This window comes from Colwellia psychrerythraea (assembly GCF_000764225.1).
GTDB classification, from domain to species: domain Bacteria; phylum Pseudomonadota; class Gammaproteobacteria; order Enterobacterales; family Alteromonadaceae; genus Colwellia; species Colwellia psychrerythraea_D.
Genome location: NZ_JQED01000007.1, coordinates 143,472 through 160,117, shown reverse-complemented (window position 1 = coordinate 160,117; position 16,646 = coordinate 143,472). Strand labels below are relative to the sequence as shown.

At 38.4% G+C, this 16,646-nt stretch carries 13 protein-coding genes; 1 reads left to right on the top strand and 12 read right to left on the bottom strand.

Going from position 1 to position 16,646, the window contains the following annotated elements:
- Positions 1-245 precede the first annotated feature (245 nt).
- From ND2E_RS15840 to ND2E_RS15885, 11 genes are all read right to left on the bottom strand, one after another.
- Complete coding sequence (locus ND2E_RS15840) at positions 246-650, bottom strand: hypothetical protein (protein ID WP_033092869.1); 405 nt, start codon at positions 648-650, stop codon at positions 246-248.
- A 56-nt stretch (positions 651-706) separates the two neighbouring features.
- Positions 707-2,689: a S1 family peptidase gene (locus tag ND2E_RS22335; RefSeq protein WP_052056276.1), complete on the bottom strand. Its 1,983-nt coding sequence runs from the start codon at positions 2,687-2,689 to the stop codon at positions 707-709.
- A 525-nt stretch (positions 2,690-3,214) separates the two neighbouring features.
- Entirely contained in the window at positions 3,215-4,618 is a 1,404-nt protein-coding gene (locus tag ND2E_RS15845) for a sensor histidine kinase (RefSeq protein ID WP_033092868.1), read from the bottom strand.
- Positions 4,611-5,297, bottom strand: coding sequence for a response regulator transcription factor (locus ND2E_RS15850; protein WP_033092867.1), 687 nt, complete (start codon positions 5,295-5,297; stop codon positions 4,611-4,613). Before ND2E_RS15850 ends, ND2E_RS15845 begins: the two co-directional genes overlap by 8 nt.
- Positions 5,298-5,395: 98 nt before the next feature.
- Entirely contained in the window at positions 5,396-6,583 is a 1,188-nt protein-coding gene (locus tag ND2E_RS15855; RefSeq protein ID WP_033092866.1) for a hypothetical protein, read from the bottom strand.
- An 88-nt stretch (positions 6,584-6,671) separates the two neighbouring features.
- Positions 6,672-8,552 carry a TolB-like translocation protein gene (locus ND2E_RS15860; protein WP_033092865.1) on the bottom strand — a complete coding sequence of 627 codons (1,881 nt, stop codon included), beginning with the start codon at positions 8,550-8,552 and terminating at the stop codon, positions 6,672-6,674.
- 342 nt (positions 8,553-8,894) lie between these two features.
- On the bottom strand, positions 8,895-9,581 hold the full coding sequence (gene torD, locus ND2E_RS15865) for a molecular chaperone TorD (RefSeq protein ID WP_052056274.1): 687 nt from the start codon (positions 9,579-9,581) through the stop codon (positions 8,895-8,897).
- Positions 9,578-12,070: a trimethylamine-N-oxide reductase TorA gene (gene torA / locus ND2E_RS15870; RefSeq protein WP_033092913.1), complete on the bottom strand. Its 2,493-nt coding sequence runs from the start codon at positions 12,068-12,070 to the stop codon at positions 9,578-9,580. The genes torD and torA overlap by 4 nt, the downstream gene beginning before the upstream one ends.
- A gap of 29 nt (positions 12,071-12,099) precedes the next feature.
- Entirely contained in the window at positions 12,100-13,278 is a 1,179-nt protein-coding gene (torC, locus tag ND2E_RS15875) for a pentaheme c-type cytochrome TorC (RefSeq protein ID WP_033092864.1), read from the bottom strand.
- 43 nt (positions 13,279-13,321) lie between these two features.
- On the bottom strand, positions 13,322-13,507 hold the full coding sequence (gene torE, locus ND2E_RS15880) for a trimethylamine N-oxide reductase system protein TorE (RefSeq protein WP_033092863.1): 186 nt from the start codon (positions 13,505-13,507) through the stop codon (positions 13,322-13,324).
- Between the two features lie 318 nt (positions 13,508-13,825).
- The gene (locus ND2E_RS15885) at positions 13,826-14,587 is read right to left on the bottom strand and encodes a TorF family putative porin (RefSeq protein ID WP_081961978.1); all 762 of its coding nucleotides are present in this window, start codon (positions 14,585-14,587) and stop codon (positions 13,826-13,828) included.
- 183 nt (positions 14,588-14,770) lie between these two features.
- Here ND2E_RS15885 and torR point away from each other — a divergent pair, with 183 nt between their 5' ends.
- Entirely contained in the window at positions 14,771-15,493 is a 723-nt protein-coding gene (gene torR, locus ND2E_RS15890; RefSeq protein ID WP_033092862.1) for a two-component system response regulator TorR, read from the top strand.
- Between the two features lie 51 nt (positions 15,494-15,544).
- Here torR and torT read toward each other — a convergent pair whose 3' ends face one another.
- A complete protein-coding gene (gene torT, locus ND2E_RS15895; protein ID WP_033092861.1) occupies positions 15,545-16,615 on the bottom strand; it encodes a TMAO reductase system periplasmic protein TorT in 1,071 nt (356 codons plus the stop codon).
- Positions 16,616-16,646 lie beyond the last annotated feature (31 nt).

The following is a 16,646-nucleotide window of genomic DNA, read 5'->3' as shown; positions in this document are numbered from 1 at the left end:
TCATAACTATATATGACTGGTTATAAGGGAACTTCAATTATGCTATTTAACCTGAACTCTGTTTAAGAGATAGTTAATGCTTTGAAACATATACCTTAAATTATTTCACTTTCGATAGCTTGATAGTTTTTCTTAATTCAAGGTAAATTTGCGCGTCAATAGCTAGCCTATTGCAAGTGAATTTAACGCAGAAGTCAGTAAAAATAGCTGCTAGTGAAACATTTATTAAGCAGAGCTCAGGTTATTTACATCTTTTTCTTTTTACTTACTGGTTTATGCGAAAATGGGTTACGTGCGGTAAAGTGCTTGCCCGTAATATTGCTATCGTTTATTGGCATTTTAATACTTACTAATCGAGGTAACCCCCGGCATAAATCACGTTTTGTACGAAAAAGACTGGCTTGTGCAGTATCATTATCTATGCGTTTAACGGTTAAGTTAAAGTTTTTTTTGCTAGTACAACCATTAGACTTCACTAAAAACCATAAACCATCTGTTTTGACATCAAAACCATATATAACTTCAAGAGAATTATCGTGCGTGGTTAAATTCTCTTTCTTTTCTTCTGTTGATAGCGCTGAACAAGCTGAGGTAGCCATAATGAGCAGTAACATAAGCATGACTTGAATAGACTTGATTGATTGACTCATAACTTCCCTTAATAAAAACATAAATGAGTGAGACAAAATCACTCAATAAAAGATTACTACTTACGACTTCTCAGCGGTAAAAATAACAATGAGAATAGCAGTAAAAACCCACCTGCTCCGCCACTCTTTTTCGTTTCTGCAGCTGCTTTAACCACAGTAGTATCTTTTGTGATAGTTACGCTTCCCACTTTACTTGAAGTAGCGCCCTGTTGATCTGTCACAATAACTTTAAAGGTAACTTTACCTGCTTTATCACCTGCCACAAACGTTGCTTGGGCCAAATTTGCATTTTTAAGTACAGCGCCAAGTTTATCGCCAACTAACTCCCATTTATAAGTAAGAGAGTTACCCTCTTTATCTGTACTTTTCGACGCATCTAATAATACTTCTTTTTGAGTATTTACTGCATAGACTGCCTGAGATAAATTAATGACAGGTGCGGTGTTCGATGTATTAGTGCTCACAAAATCAATATAGGCTTTGTTAAGCCCGACTTCAGCACCATCATCACTCTCATCTTTTGAAAAGATAAAAGCGATTCGATCAGTGCCTTCTGTTAACGCAATTTTTTCTTCTCTAAATATTTCTTGTGTTATGCCCGTAGCGAAAAATCCCGTATTGTGGCCATTAAGCGCTATTTTTAAACCATCATATCCTTCTTCAGCTTGAACTAAATAATGAAAAGAAAAATTATTAACGTCAGGATTTTTAATAATCGCTAGCAGTACCGAATTCTGAGCATTGATTATGTCACCCGATGCAACAGCATTCTCACCTCTGAGTACCTTAGTCGTTTGCGCTTGCCATACAGCATCTCCGCCAGAGTACCATTCAACATTGTCATTATTAATATCGAGCAATGTTTGCATGTCTAAAGTTGATTTTTCAAGAGCATTAATAGAGAAGAATTGCTCAGCAAGGCTATTTTCTGGGTGAGTAGTGCTAACGCTGATGTTAAAGCCACCTTGACCTAATTGGCTGCTGGTAACTTTAACGCTAAACTCACAACTCTCATTTTGTTTTAGTGCTGTGCTATTACAATTATTTGACTCGATCGTCGGTTGAGCAACATTTTTTAAGTCGGTAAACTGAATATCTGTAATCGTATATTCTATGGCGCTTAAATTCTTAAATTTCAAAATCGTGGTATCTTCATAACCATTCTCAACATAACCAAGATTAGGCTTTTGTTGATAGGATACGCCGGCTTTCTTTTGTTTTATCCAATCAAGGAACTGCGAAACACGAGCATACACCCCAGGAAAACCTGGTACTGCGCAGCCTTCGCCAAAACTAACTACGCCAGCCTGATACCACTCTCCGTTTTTGTTTATCACTAACGGGCCACCACTATCACCTTGACAAGAATCTTTACCTCCTGCGGCAAAACCAGCACAAAGCATTTGCTCAGTCAGCCCACCACCATAGGCAGTATTACACTCAGCTCGGTCGTATAGCGCAACATCAACCTCTTGCAAAACAGTAGGAAATGACTGGTCTTCAACTGATAAATTCCCCCAGCCCATTACCGTTAATAGGTCGCCAGTATTTAACAATGATTCAAGCTCTACTGTTAAGGGTTTAATCGGTGTTACATTGGTAATGGCGGTTTCTAATTCAAGTATTGCTATATCATTGTTAGTAGCAACAGAGTCATAACCTTCATGCATATATATTTGCGCGACTTTATAACGAACTCCAGTAGTTCGGTCTTTAAGATCGTGTTCGCCAACAACCACATCGATGTCTGAAGCGATAGAGCCATCAACACAATGTGATGCCGTTAATATATAATGACCACCAATAAAAGAAGCGCCACAAAAGGGTGATATTTCGCCGCCTTCTCTAGTCGATGAAGCAATTAAGCCAGTAATAAATGGGTAATCGTCTTTTTTTGCTTCTACACCATTGATAATTCGTTGTGATGTGCTTCTCTTTATTTGTTCACCTGAGCCAGAAGAAGGTGCTGCTGAACTGGCTTGGCTATAAAGAGTGATAGCTGTGCTAACAAACGCGATGACAAAGTTATTAAATTTCATTAAGTTTACTCCAAAAAACATTACCGTTCTGGTAAAAGGTACTCGTGAAGGTTAGCAGTTAGAGGGCACTTACAAAGTAAGCTAATGTAAGAGGAAATCGTCGTTTGTAAGTCTGTGTAAGTATCATATTCAAAATCATCTGTTAGTTGAGAATCACAAATAGTGCTTAGTTGGTAAGCACTTTATATTTGCTGTAACGAAAGTTATTTAGGGGCATAGCACATGAATAGCGAGTAGCTATCACTTGGATACGAATAAAATACTCAGTGTAGAGTCTTATTTTCCAGTGTTTAAACTTATTATCTAGGCTAATCTGTCGAGTTATCTCACCACCTTCATTCAAGAAGCAAAGCGATGTTAACAGAATGTTTCTCCTGAGTTAATTATTTTTACGCGGCAATTAGGGCTAGTTAATAATTGATGGCAGGGTCAATAAAATCAATATCCGTTGGAAGTACTTTTTATATGGTCTATGACAATAAATATCGCGGTACTATAGTCTGCTTAAGAACTTTGTTGATCTGTTCAAACAGCATTAGAAAAACGGCAAGTGAACTTAGCTCCACTCGTTTGACTATTTTCGACAGTGAGTTCACTATTCATTCTTTTACAAGCCGCTTTCGATATGGCTAAACCTAGGCCTAGCCCACCAGTTTTTCGGCTCCGACTTACATCTAAACGAGAAAAAGGCATAAATATAGTATCAAAAGATTCTTTAGGAATCCCCTCGCCGTCATCTTCTATGGCAAGTTCAAGTTGTCCCTTGATTATACTCACTGAAATAGTTATTTGAGCGTTAGCGTGGATGCAGGCATTTTTTAATAGGTTATCAACTAGCAGCCGAAGATAAACAGGATTCGTTGTTATTTCGAGTGACATATCTATGTGTCGAATTACCGTTAGTTTCTCTTCGCATTTAATCGCTTTTATTCTAGAGTCAATAAAACCAGAAAGCTCAATGGATTGATAAAGTTCAAATTCACCTTCGTCGTTAGTTGAATTTAAACGAGAAAAAGCCACCACCTGACTGATCAATTCATTAATATCTCCAATATAAGTATCGATATTGTCTAATAATTCAGTTGCCTGTTTACTTTCATTGCTTTTTCTAAGCAAGCCTGTTGCTAGTTGAATTCGACTTAAAGGTGTTCGTACTTCATGCGGCACCGCCTGAGCAAACAGCTGGTTTTCATTCACAGTATCTTTAATCGAACTTGCCATAACATTAAAACTTGAGGCTAGCTCATTTAAGGGTTTAGCTAACTTCTCTTCTGCTTTAATATTCATATCACCCGCACCAAATTGATGTTGAATTTTTATCAATTTTTCAATTTGATTTTGTAATGATCTAATTGGCCAGTAAATGGTGCTTGCGATGGTAATTAATACGATACTTAACAACAACATTGGTGCTATTTCATCAAATGAAAGCTCTTCCTGTTCTAAGTCTTCATCTTGGTATTGCTCAGCATATTGTTCTGGGTATAGTAGACCTTCAGTTTCATCAAGTATGACTGTCTCCGTTTCTAAATCACCTATAAGCAGCCAAGTATTAGATTTAGGGAGAATATAAACAGCCATAAACTGTTCTAAATCATTACCATAAACATCTACCTTTCCTGAGCGCCCTACCAACTCACAACCATCACAAGGAGATGTGTCCCTTGACACTATTTGCCAACTCATCGACAGTACGTCGATTATATTTTGACTCTGATTTATCTTTTGCTGCTTATCATTAGGTTTTATTTCACCTTGCTTTAAAAGGTCTGCGTACACATAGTCTGTGAAGAAAACAAACTCATCAATTTCGTTTTGGCGATCCCATTTATCAATAACAATAAGGGCTAAAGTACCACTAATAATCACTGCAATAGCAATATTGAGGTATAAACGTGTAAACAAAGAAAGAGATTGTAGTCTAACCATTAAGTAACATATAACCTTTATTTCTTACTGTGGTGATGATTTTATAGGGCATTTGATCATCATGAATTTTTTTACGTAAGCCACTAATTCGCATATCAATTGATCTATCGTTAAAGTCATGTTCGAGACCTCTTAGCGCTTGACAGCAATCTTCCCTAGATACAGGGGTTCCCATACTGTTATTCAATAGCACTAACATCTCAAACTCAGCCCCAGTTAAACTCAATACTGCACCATCAAAAGTTACTGTTTGTCGGTCAAGATCAATGGTAAGTCTACTGTGTTTGCTCTTTTCCTGTTTTACTTCAGTCGGTGTAACTCTTCGCATCAATGCTTCTATGCGAGCAACAAGTACATGAGGCTTTAGGGGTTTGGTTAAAAAGTCGTCGGCCCCTAACTTGAGTAAACTGACTTCACTCACATCATCATCACAGGCGGTTAAGATTAAAATAGGACCACAATAAAAAGCTCTCGATTGTTTGCATATTTCGATGCCTGACAAACCAGGTAACATCAAGTCTAAAATAACTAAATCAGGGACATAATTTTTTATTGCCGTCTGTGCAGCGAGGCCATCATCAATGATACGAGTATCAAAACCTTCCGCTTCCAAATACATTGCCGTTAATCGAGATATCTCAGCATCATCTTCAATGATGAGAATTTTAGTCTTGGTCATTATGTTTTAAGTTCTTTAATTTATGGAATATCAACATCTGTGTTTAAAGACAGATTTAACTAAGAGAAAGAGGGGTTAACCCTCTTAAATTCAGCTGGTTATTGTAAACTATTATAACGAAGTGCTGCGGCTTGTGCATGTGTCCATTGAATGCTTTGTTTCAATTCTGCCAGTAAATTCATTTCTTCTACTTCTGACATTTTTAAATATCCCTTTGCTGCATTATAGGGGTAGCTCCCGCCTTCTAACTCCTTCAAGTCATAACCTGCTTGATTAAGAAGCCAAATCGCATTGGCGCCAGTATAATAAAATACTTGGAAGGCAAAATAGTCAATGACATCTTTTTGAGTCTTTAAAGTAGCATATCCATCCGAAACTTTATCCATTTCAAAGGGGATATGAAATATAAACTTGCTGTCTTTTGCCACCTCTAATACTTTTCTACTGGCCATTTTATCTATATACAATGCACTTCCCTCATATAGCTCTTGACCTAAACCATGCTTATAAATTAAACCTGTTTGAAAACCACTATGCGCAGTAGGGTCGCGTTTAAGCATCTCATGAATAATCACATAGTATTTTTTAAGGGCTATTTTAACTTCTTCTTGTGATGTGGCATCCACAGGAAATTCCTTTAAAGTATCCATTAACATAAGCTGTAACGACAATAATTCATTATTCAGCGGATATGTATCAAACTTGTCAAAAGCTAGTTGTTCATAATGTGGAGGATTTTTAAAGTTTTTACCTTGATAAGCATGAAAGACTTCATGCACGGCTAATGAAAAAGCACTGGTGATTACCGGGTCAAGAATCTCAACCTCACCTTGTGAGTAAGATTGAATATAATAGCCTTTACCATCAATTTTAAAGTCATAATCATAGGCGTCATTACCTGCTTTTAACTTATCATTTGCACTATGCATACTGCCTTCATATTGCAGAACATTAAGTCCTTGCGACTCGTTTTTACCAAGTTGCTGTGCATTATCTATCGTCGTTTGCGGGTTAATCACAAAAGCAGTAACAGGCTTACCGTTTTCTCTTCGTATAAAATATTGTGGTACAGACTTATAATCATACCCATGCCAAAGTTTTTGTGATTCAACCACATCCATTGTTTTCTTAACTTGCAGTAAAAATTTCTCATCTAATTCAGATGCTAGTTCAGTTACTGCTGTAGTGGGGGTTGTGCTCGTTGTTGATGTAGTATTTTTATCTTCATTACCATTACACGCCACTAAACAAAGTACTAACGTCGTTACTAATAATTTTTCTTTCATTTTTCTGTCCTTATTACGGAGATGATGCCTATCCATTGAGATAGACATCTAGTGATATATTATCTAAAAGATTTATTGATAAATGGTGTTAGTTAACAGGAACTGGTGACCATCGTGGTTCATAAACGTTGAGTTCACCAATAATGACCCCTTCATTGTCATTCTCTTCGCTTATGCGAGCCATACCGGCTTTGCGGTTCTCATCACCTACTTCAAATATCATAAAGTTTCCATCCGGTGATATTGCAGGGGCAGAAATTTCTTGGCTAATCCCAGTGACTTTTAGTTGGTGCAAGGTGTGATCTGAAAAATCAAAGTAAGATAAATCAAGGAAAGTTAGGCGTTGTCCATCGAAGTCATAAATGGGCTGGTCTTTATTTTCAGCAATGAGTGTATTGTCGCTACCATCGGCATTAATGGTATACACATGGGTATAAGAAACATCATCTTCATCGTATCGCCAAGTTTTGCTATAAGCGAGCACAGGTAAACCATCATCAGTTGATACTTTGGGGCTCCAATTCAACTCTTCATACCAAAACTGGTCAGCTGCTGGAGAGCTGACTAATAGGCTCATGTCTGCTTTTGTTATCTTATTACCTTGCGCCCAAACATCCTTCGCTTCATTCATTTTCATTATGTACAAGTCAGTATGAAACTGGGTCAAGTTATCATTGTTTTCGCCAATATTTGAATTACCGCTCATAATTGATATTGCTAAATATTCGCCATCAGGGGAAACACCTAACGAGCGAACATCTTCTTCAAACAATGATAATTGCGTTAACTCTTTAGTCTCTACATTAACTCTAAACGCTTCCCATGCACTTTCATTTGCGCCTTTGGCACTCGCAAAGTAAACATAATCAGCTTCAGGTCCCCAAGAGACATAACCAGAAATAGGACTAGCATCAGCAAGCTCTGTAACGTCAGATCCATCAGGATTCATCATCCATATTTTTGTGGTGTCGCCATAGGCCACTTTGTAGCCACTGTTAGCAGCCAGTGCTGACTGTAATATTTCATGATTAATGTCAGTACCTACTGAATGATCATCAATTCCCTCAATGGTAAATTCTTTTGCTGAGTAATCACCATTAGGTAAAACAACTGCAAGTCCATAACTAGCGTCCGTTAATATTGCAAAAATTGTAGGATCTTGCATTGCTACTTTTTCTTTTGTGTTGAGTTTCCATTCATTGCTAATTTCTTCTTCTCGACCAGGATTTTTTTGCGCACCGAGGATGGAGGTTAATGACCAATAAGTATATTCAGTGATCATACAGCCATATTCACAAGACTCATCATCATAGGTATACCAAGCGTTATCTGGGTAGCTATTAGGGATACTTTCAAAACGTCCGCCACGAGCAATATCCATAGCATCAGCGATAGAAGAATCAACAACTTCACCAAAAACCTCAGGATACACGCCGGCATAACCAACATGAGTAATTAAATGCAAAACTTCCTCTAACGTTGCATCAAATTCTCCATTTTCAACACCATTGGGTTTTACTTCATCACCCAGTAAGTCTTGGTAGGTATCTTTTTGCTCTAATTTTTTCACAGCCGATTCAAAATCCGTACTGTTTTTAGCCATTAATAAGGTTGCCTCTTGAGCAACCATGCGATCTACAATTGCTTGATTGTCAGGCACACCATCTTCATTGTTATCTAAATACTGTGCCATTACGTTAGCAGCATGTAGCATAGCGTCTTTCGAAGTTCCAGATACCCCACGAATTGGGATATTAAAAACTTTGGTATGTAATGGGAAAGCTATTTCCAACTCAGTTTTTGTTTCTTTTGGGGGTGGATTAGGGGCTGTTGGCGTTGTCGGTAGATTTGGAACCGCAGGTTTAGTCGTACTACTATCAGTATTATCGCTATTGCAACCTGCCAAGGTTCCACAAAGAATGAGTGGAATAAGGCTAGTTGATAATGCAAATTTTTTAGGTAAGTTCATAGCTTCTTCAGAATATAATTATTAAGTAGACTTTAAGACGTTATTATCCTGTAAAAATTCATCCATTATTGTAAGCGCGCGTAAGCTTTTGTAAGCGTAGAATGTGATAATGAGGAGTGATTTTTGGTTACATCTTCATATTTTAAGACAGTGCAAGAGCCACTGTATAGGTTATGTAAGCTAGTCACAAAGACCTGCAACTAAGTTCAGTACAGGAAAAAAGGGATAGCCTAAGCTATCCCTTTACAATGAATATTCTGTCTATTTATCTAACACTACAAACACTCCAACTTATAATCCTGTGGCTTACTCTCTTTTACGTTTAGTTCAATTGGTCGCTCTCTAGTTATTTGGCAAAAATTCAGTATCAACGTTAAGCCACGCTAGGGTTAAATCAGCTACGTAAGAATAAAATAGACCATGATCATGCTCATTTACTTGTTGAGTAAAATCACTTAACCAAGTCATTAAATAGCATTTAATAAAATGACCTTGCTCTTTAGGCTCAGCGGTTACACACAGATGAGCAATATAGGCCAAGATTACTGCAATATGATCGCCAGGCTCAGGAAAGTCACTGTGAATTTGTAACTTGTTGTCAGTTAAAAATTCAGTCATTTTCTGGTGTAGCTCACCAAATATTTGAATTTTATCTTTCTTGCTTCTGCTTCCCGTCTCAACACTCGGCTCTGCACTTTTTTTAGCGCTAACATACTGACCTGCATAGGGCGATACGCTAGCTCTGCCATCCACTAAAAATAAACCACAGAAATCAGCCGCAAGTTCGAGTAATGATTCTTCACTATTTAGCTTAGCGAACTTGGCTTTAATCCCTTCGATAGACCCCGTCAAGCTTGGCTCAAGGGCAAGTGAATTTAAAAAACTTTGTCCTTGTGCAGAGGTTAATTGTGCCACTAAATCTGAGGTTACTTCTTTAGCAAAAAGTGAAGAGAGAAAATTATACACTACCGCTCTTGCTTCTCTTTCTTCAGAAATTCCTTGTGCTGTTTCTTGATTTACTTGACTCATGCCCCTATCTCCAATGGTCCTTGGAATGAAGTGACTTGTGGTAACTTACCACGAAATTTCTCATAATCGACTAAACAAGTATAAGCTGAACAAGCTTGCGCTAATTTAGATGAACCAATATCTTGCGTTAAGGTATTTGGATCGCCATAGCTACACAATGCACCCACTTTAGCGCCACCAGTGATGCTGCCATCATCGCCAACAGGACCATACCAAGCTCCTTCATGTATACGAATAACGCCTTTAGGAAAGTTTTTGCTAACAACGGCACCAGCAAGTAATTGGCCTCGGTCGTTAAATACTCTCACCACATCACCATTTTTTATGCCGCGTTTTTTAGCATCCTCTGGATTTAAATAAACCGGCTCTCTATCTTGTACTGCATAAGTTTGACGGTACTCTTTTGATTCACACATTTGTGAATGTAAACGTTTATCAGGGTGACAAGATTGCATCCAAATAGGGTGTTTATCTGAGCCAGGGCCGCCATGGCTACGTTCACTTTTTTCCATCCAGGTTGGGTGACCTTTACAGTCATCGTATTGGTAGCGTTCGATTTTACGGCTGAAAATCTCTATTAAACCAGAAGGTGTGCCTAGTGGGTTAATTTCAGGGTCGTCTCTAAAGTCAGCATGACGAGTCCACGGTTTACCTTCACCAAAATGTACATAACCGTCTTGCCAAAATTGTTCAAATTCTGGCATAACAAACTTGCCGTCATTAGCGGTTTTACATTCGCTATAGAGCTTTTTAAGCCAATCTAATTCGGTCATACCACGGGTATATTCTTTTTCTTTGCCTAAAATGCGGGCAAAACGGGTGAATATTTCATAATCCGACAAGCTATCAAATAATGGCTCAACCATTTTTTGCATTGCCAGCAAACCTCTGTTGGCGTAACTACCATAAATATCAATATCGTTACGCTCCATCGTGGTACATGCGGGCAATACAATATCTGAGAAACGACAGGTAGCCGTCCAGTTAATATCAATACTGACCACACATTCTAATTTATGAAACGCTTCCTTCATACGGTTGCGGTCTTGATGATGATTCCATGGGTTATTGCCTGAGAAAATCATCATTTTAATATCAGGGTAAGTGACTTTAGCGCCATTGGCATCAATCACTTTGCCGGGCTCTAAAATTGCATCTATCCAACGCGCAACAGGAATAGTGCTACTTGCGCCTTTAAAGTCTTTACTATCAAAGATCGGCTTTTGCCCTTCATCTAAGTTTCTAGGGAAAGCCCCTGGAGCTGCTGCGCCAGAAGAAGGAACACCAATGCTTGAATAATGATGACCATAACTTATACCACCACCAGGAAGTCCTATTTGACCAACCATAGTGGCCAAGACTGCAGCCATCCAATAAGGCTGTTCACCATGTTGCTGACGTTGGATACACCACCCCATTAAGAACTGCGTGCGACCAGCGACCATAGTTTTAGCCAAGTCTTTGATAACATCAACAGGTACTGACGTAATTTTCTCTGCCCACTCAGGTGTTTTAGCAATGCCATCACTTTCGCCTGTTAAATAAGGCACAAAGCGGTCGAAACCTAAGCTATAACCATCAATAAATTTTTGGTCATGTAAATTATTGCTATAAAGCTCATAAGCGATAGCAAGCATTAGCGCGACATCAGTTTGAGGATTAACATAGATTTTTTCACAACCTAAGTAATCTTGCGTTTTTGATGCGACGGGATCTATGCTGATTACCCGAATTTTTCCCTGTTTTACTTTCTCTTTTAGTTGCGCTAAATATTCATAACTTTCATGGGTTTCTGCATTCCAACCGACTTGCAGATTTTTATAAGGATCGTTAGCCCATAAGATAATGGTTTTGGCATTATCTAAAATCAGTGGCCATGATGTACCTTGCGCATAAACTTCTGTTGAACCTAAAACATAAGGTAAAATCGTTTGGCCAGCACCGGTAGAGTAGTCACCTATTTTCTTAACAAAGTTTCCATGCATAGCAACAGCGCGTTGCATATGGCTAGTGCTTGAGTGTAGTTGACCCGTTGCACGCCAGCCGGTTTGTCCTGCATGTAATCCAGATGGACCATAGTTAGTTTGCACTTCATCTAGTGATTGTTTGAACAATGTTAGCGCTTGATCCCAAGTCACTCGAACAAAGCGGAAATCGCCACGTTGTGTGGTATCACTTTTATGACCTTTAAGTAAAAAATCTAAGCGCACCATAGGGTAACGAATACGTGATGGGTTATAGACCAACCCCTTAACGCCGTTAATCATATCCGTTGGGTACTTATCTAAATCAAATGGCTTAACTTGGTCGATAACACCATTTTTACGTTTTACTTTAAAAGCACCAAAATGTGAGCCAGTGGTTAACCAATCATCACGTTTTTTTGCGCCAACTTTTGCTAAAGCCGTTAATGGAGTTAACACTGAAGCGGCACTTGCTAGGGTAAAAGATGTTGCTAATATGCCCTTTAAAAAATTTCTTCTTTTCATGACTATTTCTTTCATGGGATAGGCTCCAATTAATGTTTTTCTTTAACAAACGTTGATGAATGTTGTTGTAAGTATTTTTGTACCAGTGCTTGGGTATCTTGGTCCATGTTGACAAAAGCTATCATGCCTTGGAACATACCTGGCCATGTATTAGCGTCAAAGTGAGCTTCATCAGGTTGAGTATGACAAACACTACAGCTGCTTCTAAAGGTATCTCTGGCATAATCCCAAAGTGGTTGTTGCTCGGTAATTAAGTACTCGGCATCAGTCCAAAGCTCTGTTTCAACGCGTTGCCATTTCAACCCTGTCATATCATCTTCTTTTTCTTCAAAGCCGTTAATAACACCTTCTGCTCTTGCTGCATCTTTGGTTAATTGTGCGGTCAGCATATTAATACCAAACTCAAGGTAAATTACGCGACCTGCACCCATTTTTTTACGCCAGCCATTAATGGCAACTTTCACACGATTATCTTTGCTTTCTAATACTTTTACTTTGGTAGCAACATTTAATGTACCTGCTTCAACATCACCGTTTGAGCTAAAGAATAATGGTTTGGTTAATGCGGTAAAGTAGTCTTGGCCTGCATCAAATTTACTTGGGCCAGTGCCAACTTCAGCAATCAATTCAGGTGCCCTTGCGGTGCCCATATCAGGTAAGATGTGCGCTATGCCTTTGTGACAATCTACACAACTTTGATCTTTTTCAGCCGCACGTTTCATTTGCTTTTGAGCCAGCTTTGACATGTCTTCCCATTTCATCGAGTCATAATTGTGACAATTTTTACACGCTAGTGAGTCATCTCTATCAAAACGTCCCCACTCCCTTGATGCCATTTCTAAGCGTTTGCTTTCGAATTTTTCATCGGTATTAACCGTTTTAAAAAACCAACCCCAAACATCACTAGATGCTTCCATTTTTCTGGCTATTTTTCGACCCCAGCTGTGTGGCACATGACAGTCAGGGCAAGTTGCACGTACACCTGAATGATTAGACCAATGCACTGTTTTTTGTAATTCTTGATAAGGTTTACTTTCCATACTATGACAACCTATACAAAACTCTTCGGTATTGGTTGCTTGTATTGCGGTGTTGAAACCACCCCAAAAAATTACGCCCATAATGAAAGCGGTTAAACTGATGGAGCCTAAGGTTAAGTACTTGGCTGGTTTATTAAGTGTTTGCCAAAGGTTTTTGAACCATTTCATGTTGATAATCCTTGTTATTCTTGAATATTGATGAGTGGCTTTCCTAATGAGGAATTACGCCACCAAATGCCTGAATTAACCAAATGATTAGGCCGTAACCACCGATAGCGAAAATGCTGAGTACGGGAAATAGTACGACAATAATAAATCCTAATGCCTTAAGTTCTTTACGCTTTTTATTTTCACCCGTTTGTTTATCTGTATCTTTATTTAGCTGTTTCGCAGTCATGTCGAAACTCCTCTTTAATCAATCGCTGGAAATATATTTTTGATGAGCTAACTATAGAGAAACAATGTGAATGACGATGATAGAAGAAATGACAGCTTACGTTGAGTTGTGAAAGAATATGAACAGAAATGTGAAGAGTTTATTTTTGTTACTTTACTTTGATATGGAGCAAGGGGAAAAATTGTTGGCTATATTGGCATAATAATAAAAAAGCAGGCAAACCAAATGGCATACCTACTTGTTTGTTTTGTACTAGTTGCTTTATAACTAATGCTTTACTACGCGCGTTTAAGCTTATTAGAAATTAATGCTGGTTAACTAAAAACTTTTGCTAACGCTGAAAACAAAGCGTTGATCAAATATTCGCTGTCCTTCTTCAGAGCCATAAACTTTGTGAGTGCTATCTACATCAGTGTCGTGGTAACGGACATCAACATTTAAGCCATAGAAATCTTTATTTACACCTAAGTTCCAGTGAGTCCAGCCTTCAGCCCCTTCTCCTGATAACTCTTGGTAACCAACTGAGCCTGACACAGTTAACCCATTAGTAAAGGTTTTGCTTGGATGAAACGCGTAGTTTACTCCGCTCCAACCATCAACGCCAAACCAATCATTTAACGTTGGGGTTACTTCAAGTTCTATTTTTACCGGGCCGAAGTCTTTAGCAACTTTCATCCAAAGTTCGGTGTAGTCCATATCTTCTACGCCAGGATAGGTATAGTGAAATAAAAATACATTGTAGCTAATATCGCTATCACCAAAAGTACCAAACTTACCAATATAAGGCGCTAGTACTGCTCTGATTTCTGGGGTTGATTCAAACTTATTGGTTGCGCCAAATACACCCGCATACACACCGTCTTCATGAGTCCAGGTAAAACTACCTTTAATGGCAGGAATATCACCATCAGCAACTTCTGACTCACCCCGAAAAACGTAATCGGTGGCCATTTCTAAAGAGCCACTGAAAGTGCCATTAAATAATTCTTCTTTACTCTGCTCCGCACTTGCTAATAAAGGGCAAGATAGTAACATTGTGCCAACAATAACGCGATTTGCTGTTTTTATTACTTTATTCATAACTTAGAACTCCAAGATTGATATAAATCAGATAAACTATTTTTGATGGCGGTATTGTAGCGTTCAGTTATGAACAGCATTGTGTGCTTAGATGAACACAATATGTAAAAATAATTATAAAACTGTCTTTAATTGAACAGAGATAATGGTATTTCTGTTGATCAGCCCTAATAGGAAGCTAGTTTGAACGATAAACATATTTTAGTGGTAGAAGATGAGGCAATAACACGCACCAAGCTCGTTGGTTATTTTCAACATGCTGGTTATCGAGTTAGCGAGGCAGAAAATAAAGCGCAAATGAATGTGATCTTGGATAACCATCACATTGATTTGATCATGCTTGATATCAACCTGCCTGACGAAGATGGCTTGATGATTACGCGAAACCTACGTAGCCATTCTGATATTGGTATAGTACTAGTCACGGGACGAACAGACTCTATCGATAAAATAATTGGTTTAGAGATGGGCGCTGATGATTATGTCACTAAGCCTTTTGAGCTAAGAGAGCTATTAGTTCGTGTTAAAAATATTTTATGGCGCATATCATTGACGGAACAAAAATCTGTTATCGCAATAGAAGATGAAGAAAATGACGATTTATTTCATTTTGGTCAATGCAGCTTTGATATTCCAAAGCGAAAATTGCTCAAAAATAATATTCCAATCAAATTAACCAAAGCAGAATACGATATTTTAGTGGCTTTTGTCGCTAATCCAAGCCGTGTTCTCAGCCGTGAACGACTACTTAATTTAATTGAGCATAGAGTGGATGCCCCCAATGATAGAACCATCGATGTGCTTGTTCGTCGTTTACGTCATAAAATAGAAGAGAACCCGAAAGATCCGCAGGTTTTCACCACGATTCATGGTGAAGGATATTTATTCGCCGCAGATTTAACCTAGCTTAATATATAGATGTTGTAATCAATTACCAAACTTGTAAGCTGCTAGCGATTATTTTATCTTCTCAGGTTTAATACTATAAATTGGCTTAAAGTGACTTGGTGATAACGATAAGTCAGCAGCCACCTTCTTTATATTGACTTGATCAATGGTGATGATTTTAGGCCCTTGTTCTGTTTTTATATCTCCTGTTGTCAGGTAATCAACAGCTTGGTTAATGGCCATTTTTCCCTGTAATACCATTTGATCTGAATTAGCCATTAATATTTTATGACGCTTAATACCACGGTAAACCCCGTGGCTAAGGTAATGACTTAAGATCTCAGGCTGTCGCGCTTTAGGTAATCCTCCGACTTCATTTATCGCCATTTCAGCCATCACGGCATTACCTGCTAAATAATCGATGTTGTTATATTTTTTTAGGACGCCTTTTAACAACGAAAACTGCGTTATCTTCTCATTTAAGCCATGCTCTATCGCGATGATTTCAATAGGACTATTTACAAGCGCAGCCTGTAAACCTTGAGTTGATTGCAAACTGCCCCCTCCCCTTTTAGGTCCAGGAAACCAAGCAAGTGTGGCAGGAGTGTCATTGAACTGATTTTGATGGTGCTTAACTAGGTACTCACCCAACTGATAGCCCATTTGATACCAAGAAACCCCTGTTCTGCCAGTAATATTATTCGTGGCTATTTCATTTACTAAGGCAAAAACGGGCGTGTGCTGGTTAACTTGGGCAAGTTTTTGATTTAAGGCTTCAAAATTAACCGAGCCTACTAATATTGCGCTTGCTTGCCAGTGTATACATTGCTCAATTTGCCTTAACTGTTCATCCTTATTCTGATAGCCTCCCGCATCTAGAACTTTTAATTCAATTGATCTTTGTTTTGCCTGTTCAGTCATGCCAAAGTTGATGCTAAGCCAATAAGAATCTTTCAGGTGTGGGTAAACCGCACATAATTTAATTTTATCTTGAGATACTTTACCTATTGATAGCTCGCTAACTGATATAGTAGCCATTGCTAGGTTGTTATTTAACTGGCCATGGTTAGCTGTCGCTGCAGTTGGTAACAGCAATACACAATGAACAAAAATTAGTTGTAACACTAAAAGTATTTTCACAAAAAACTCTATTTAAAATGAATACACGGGT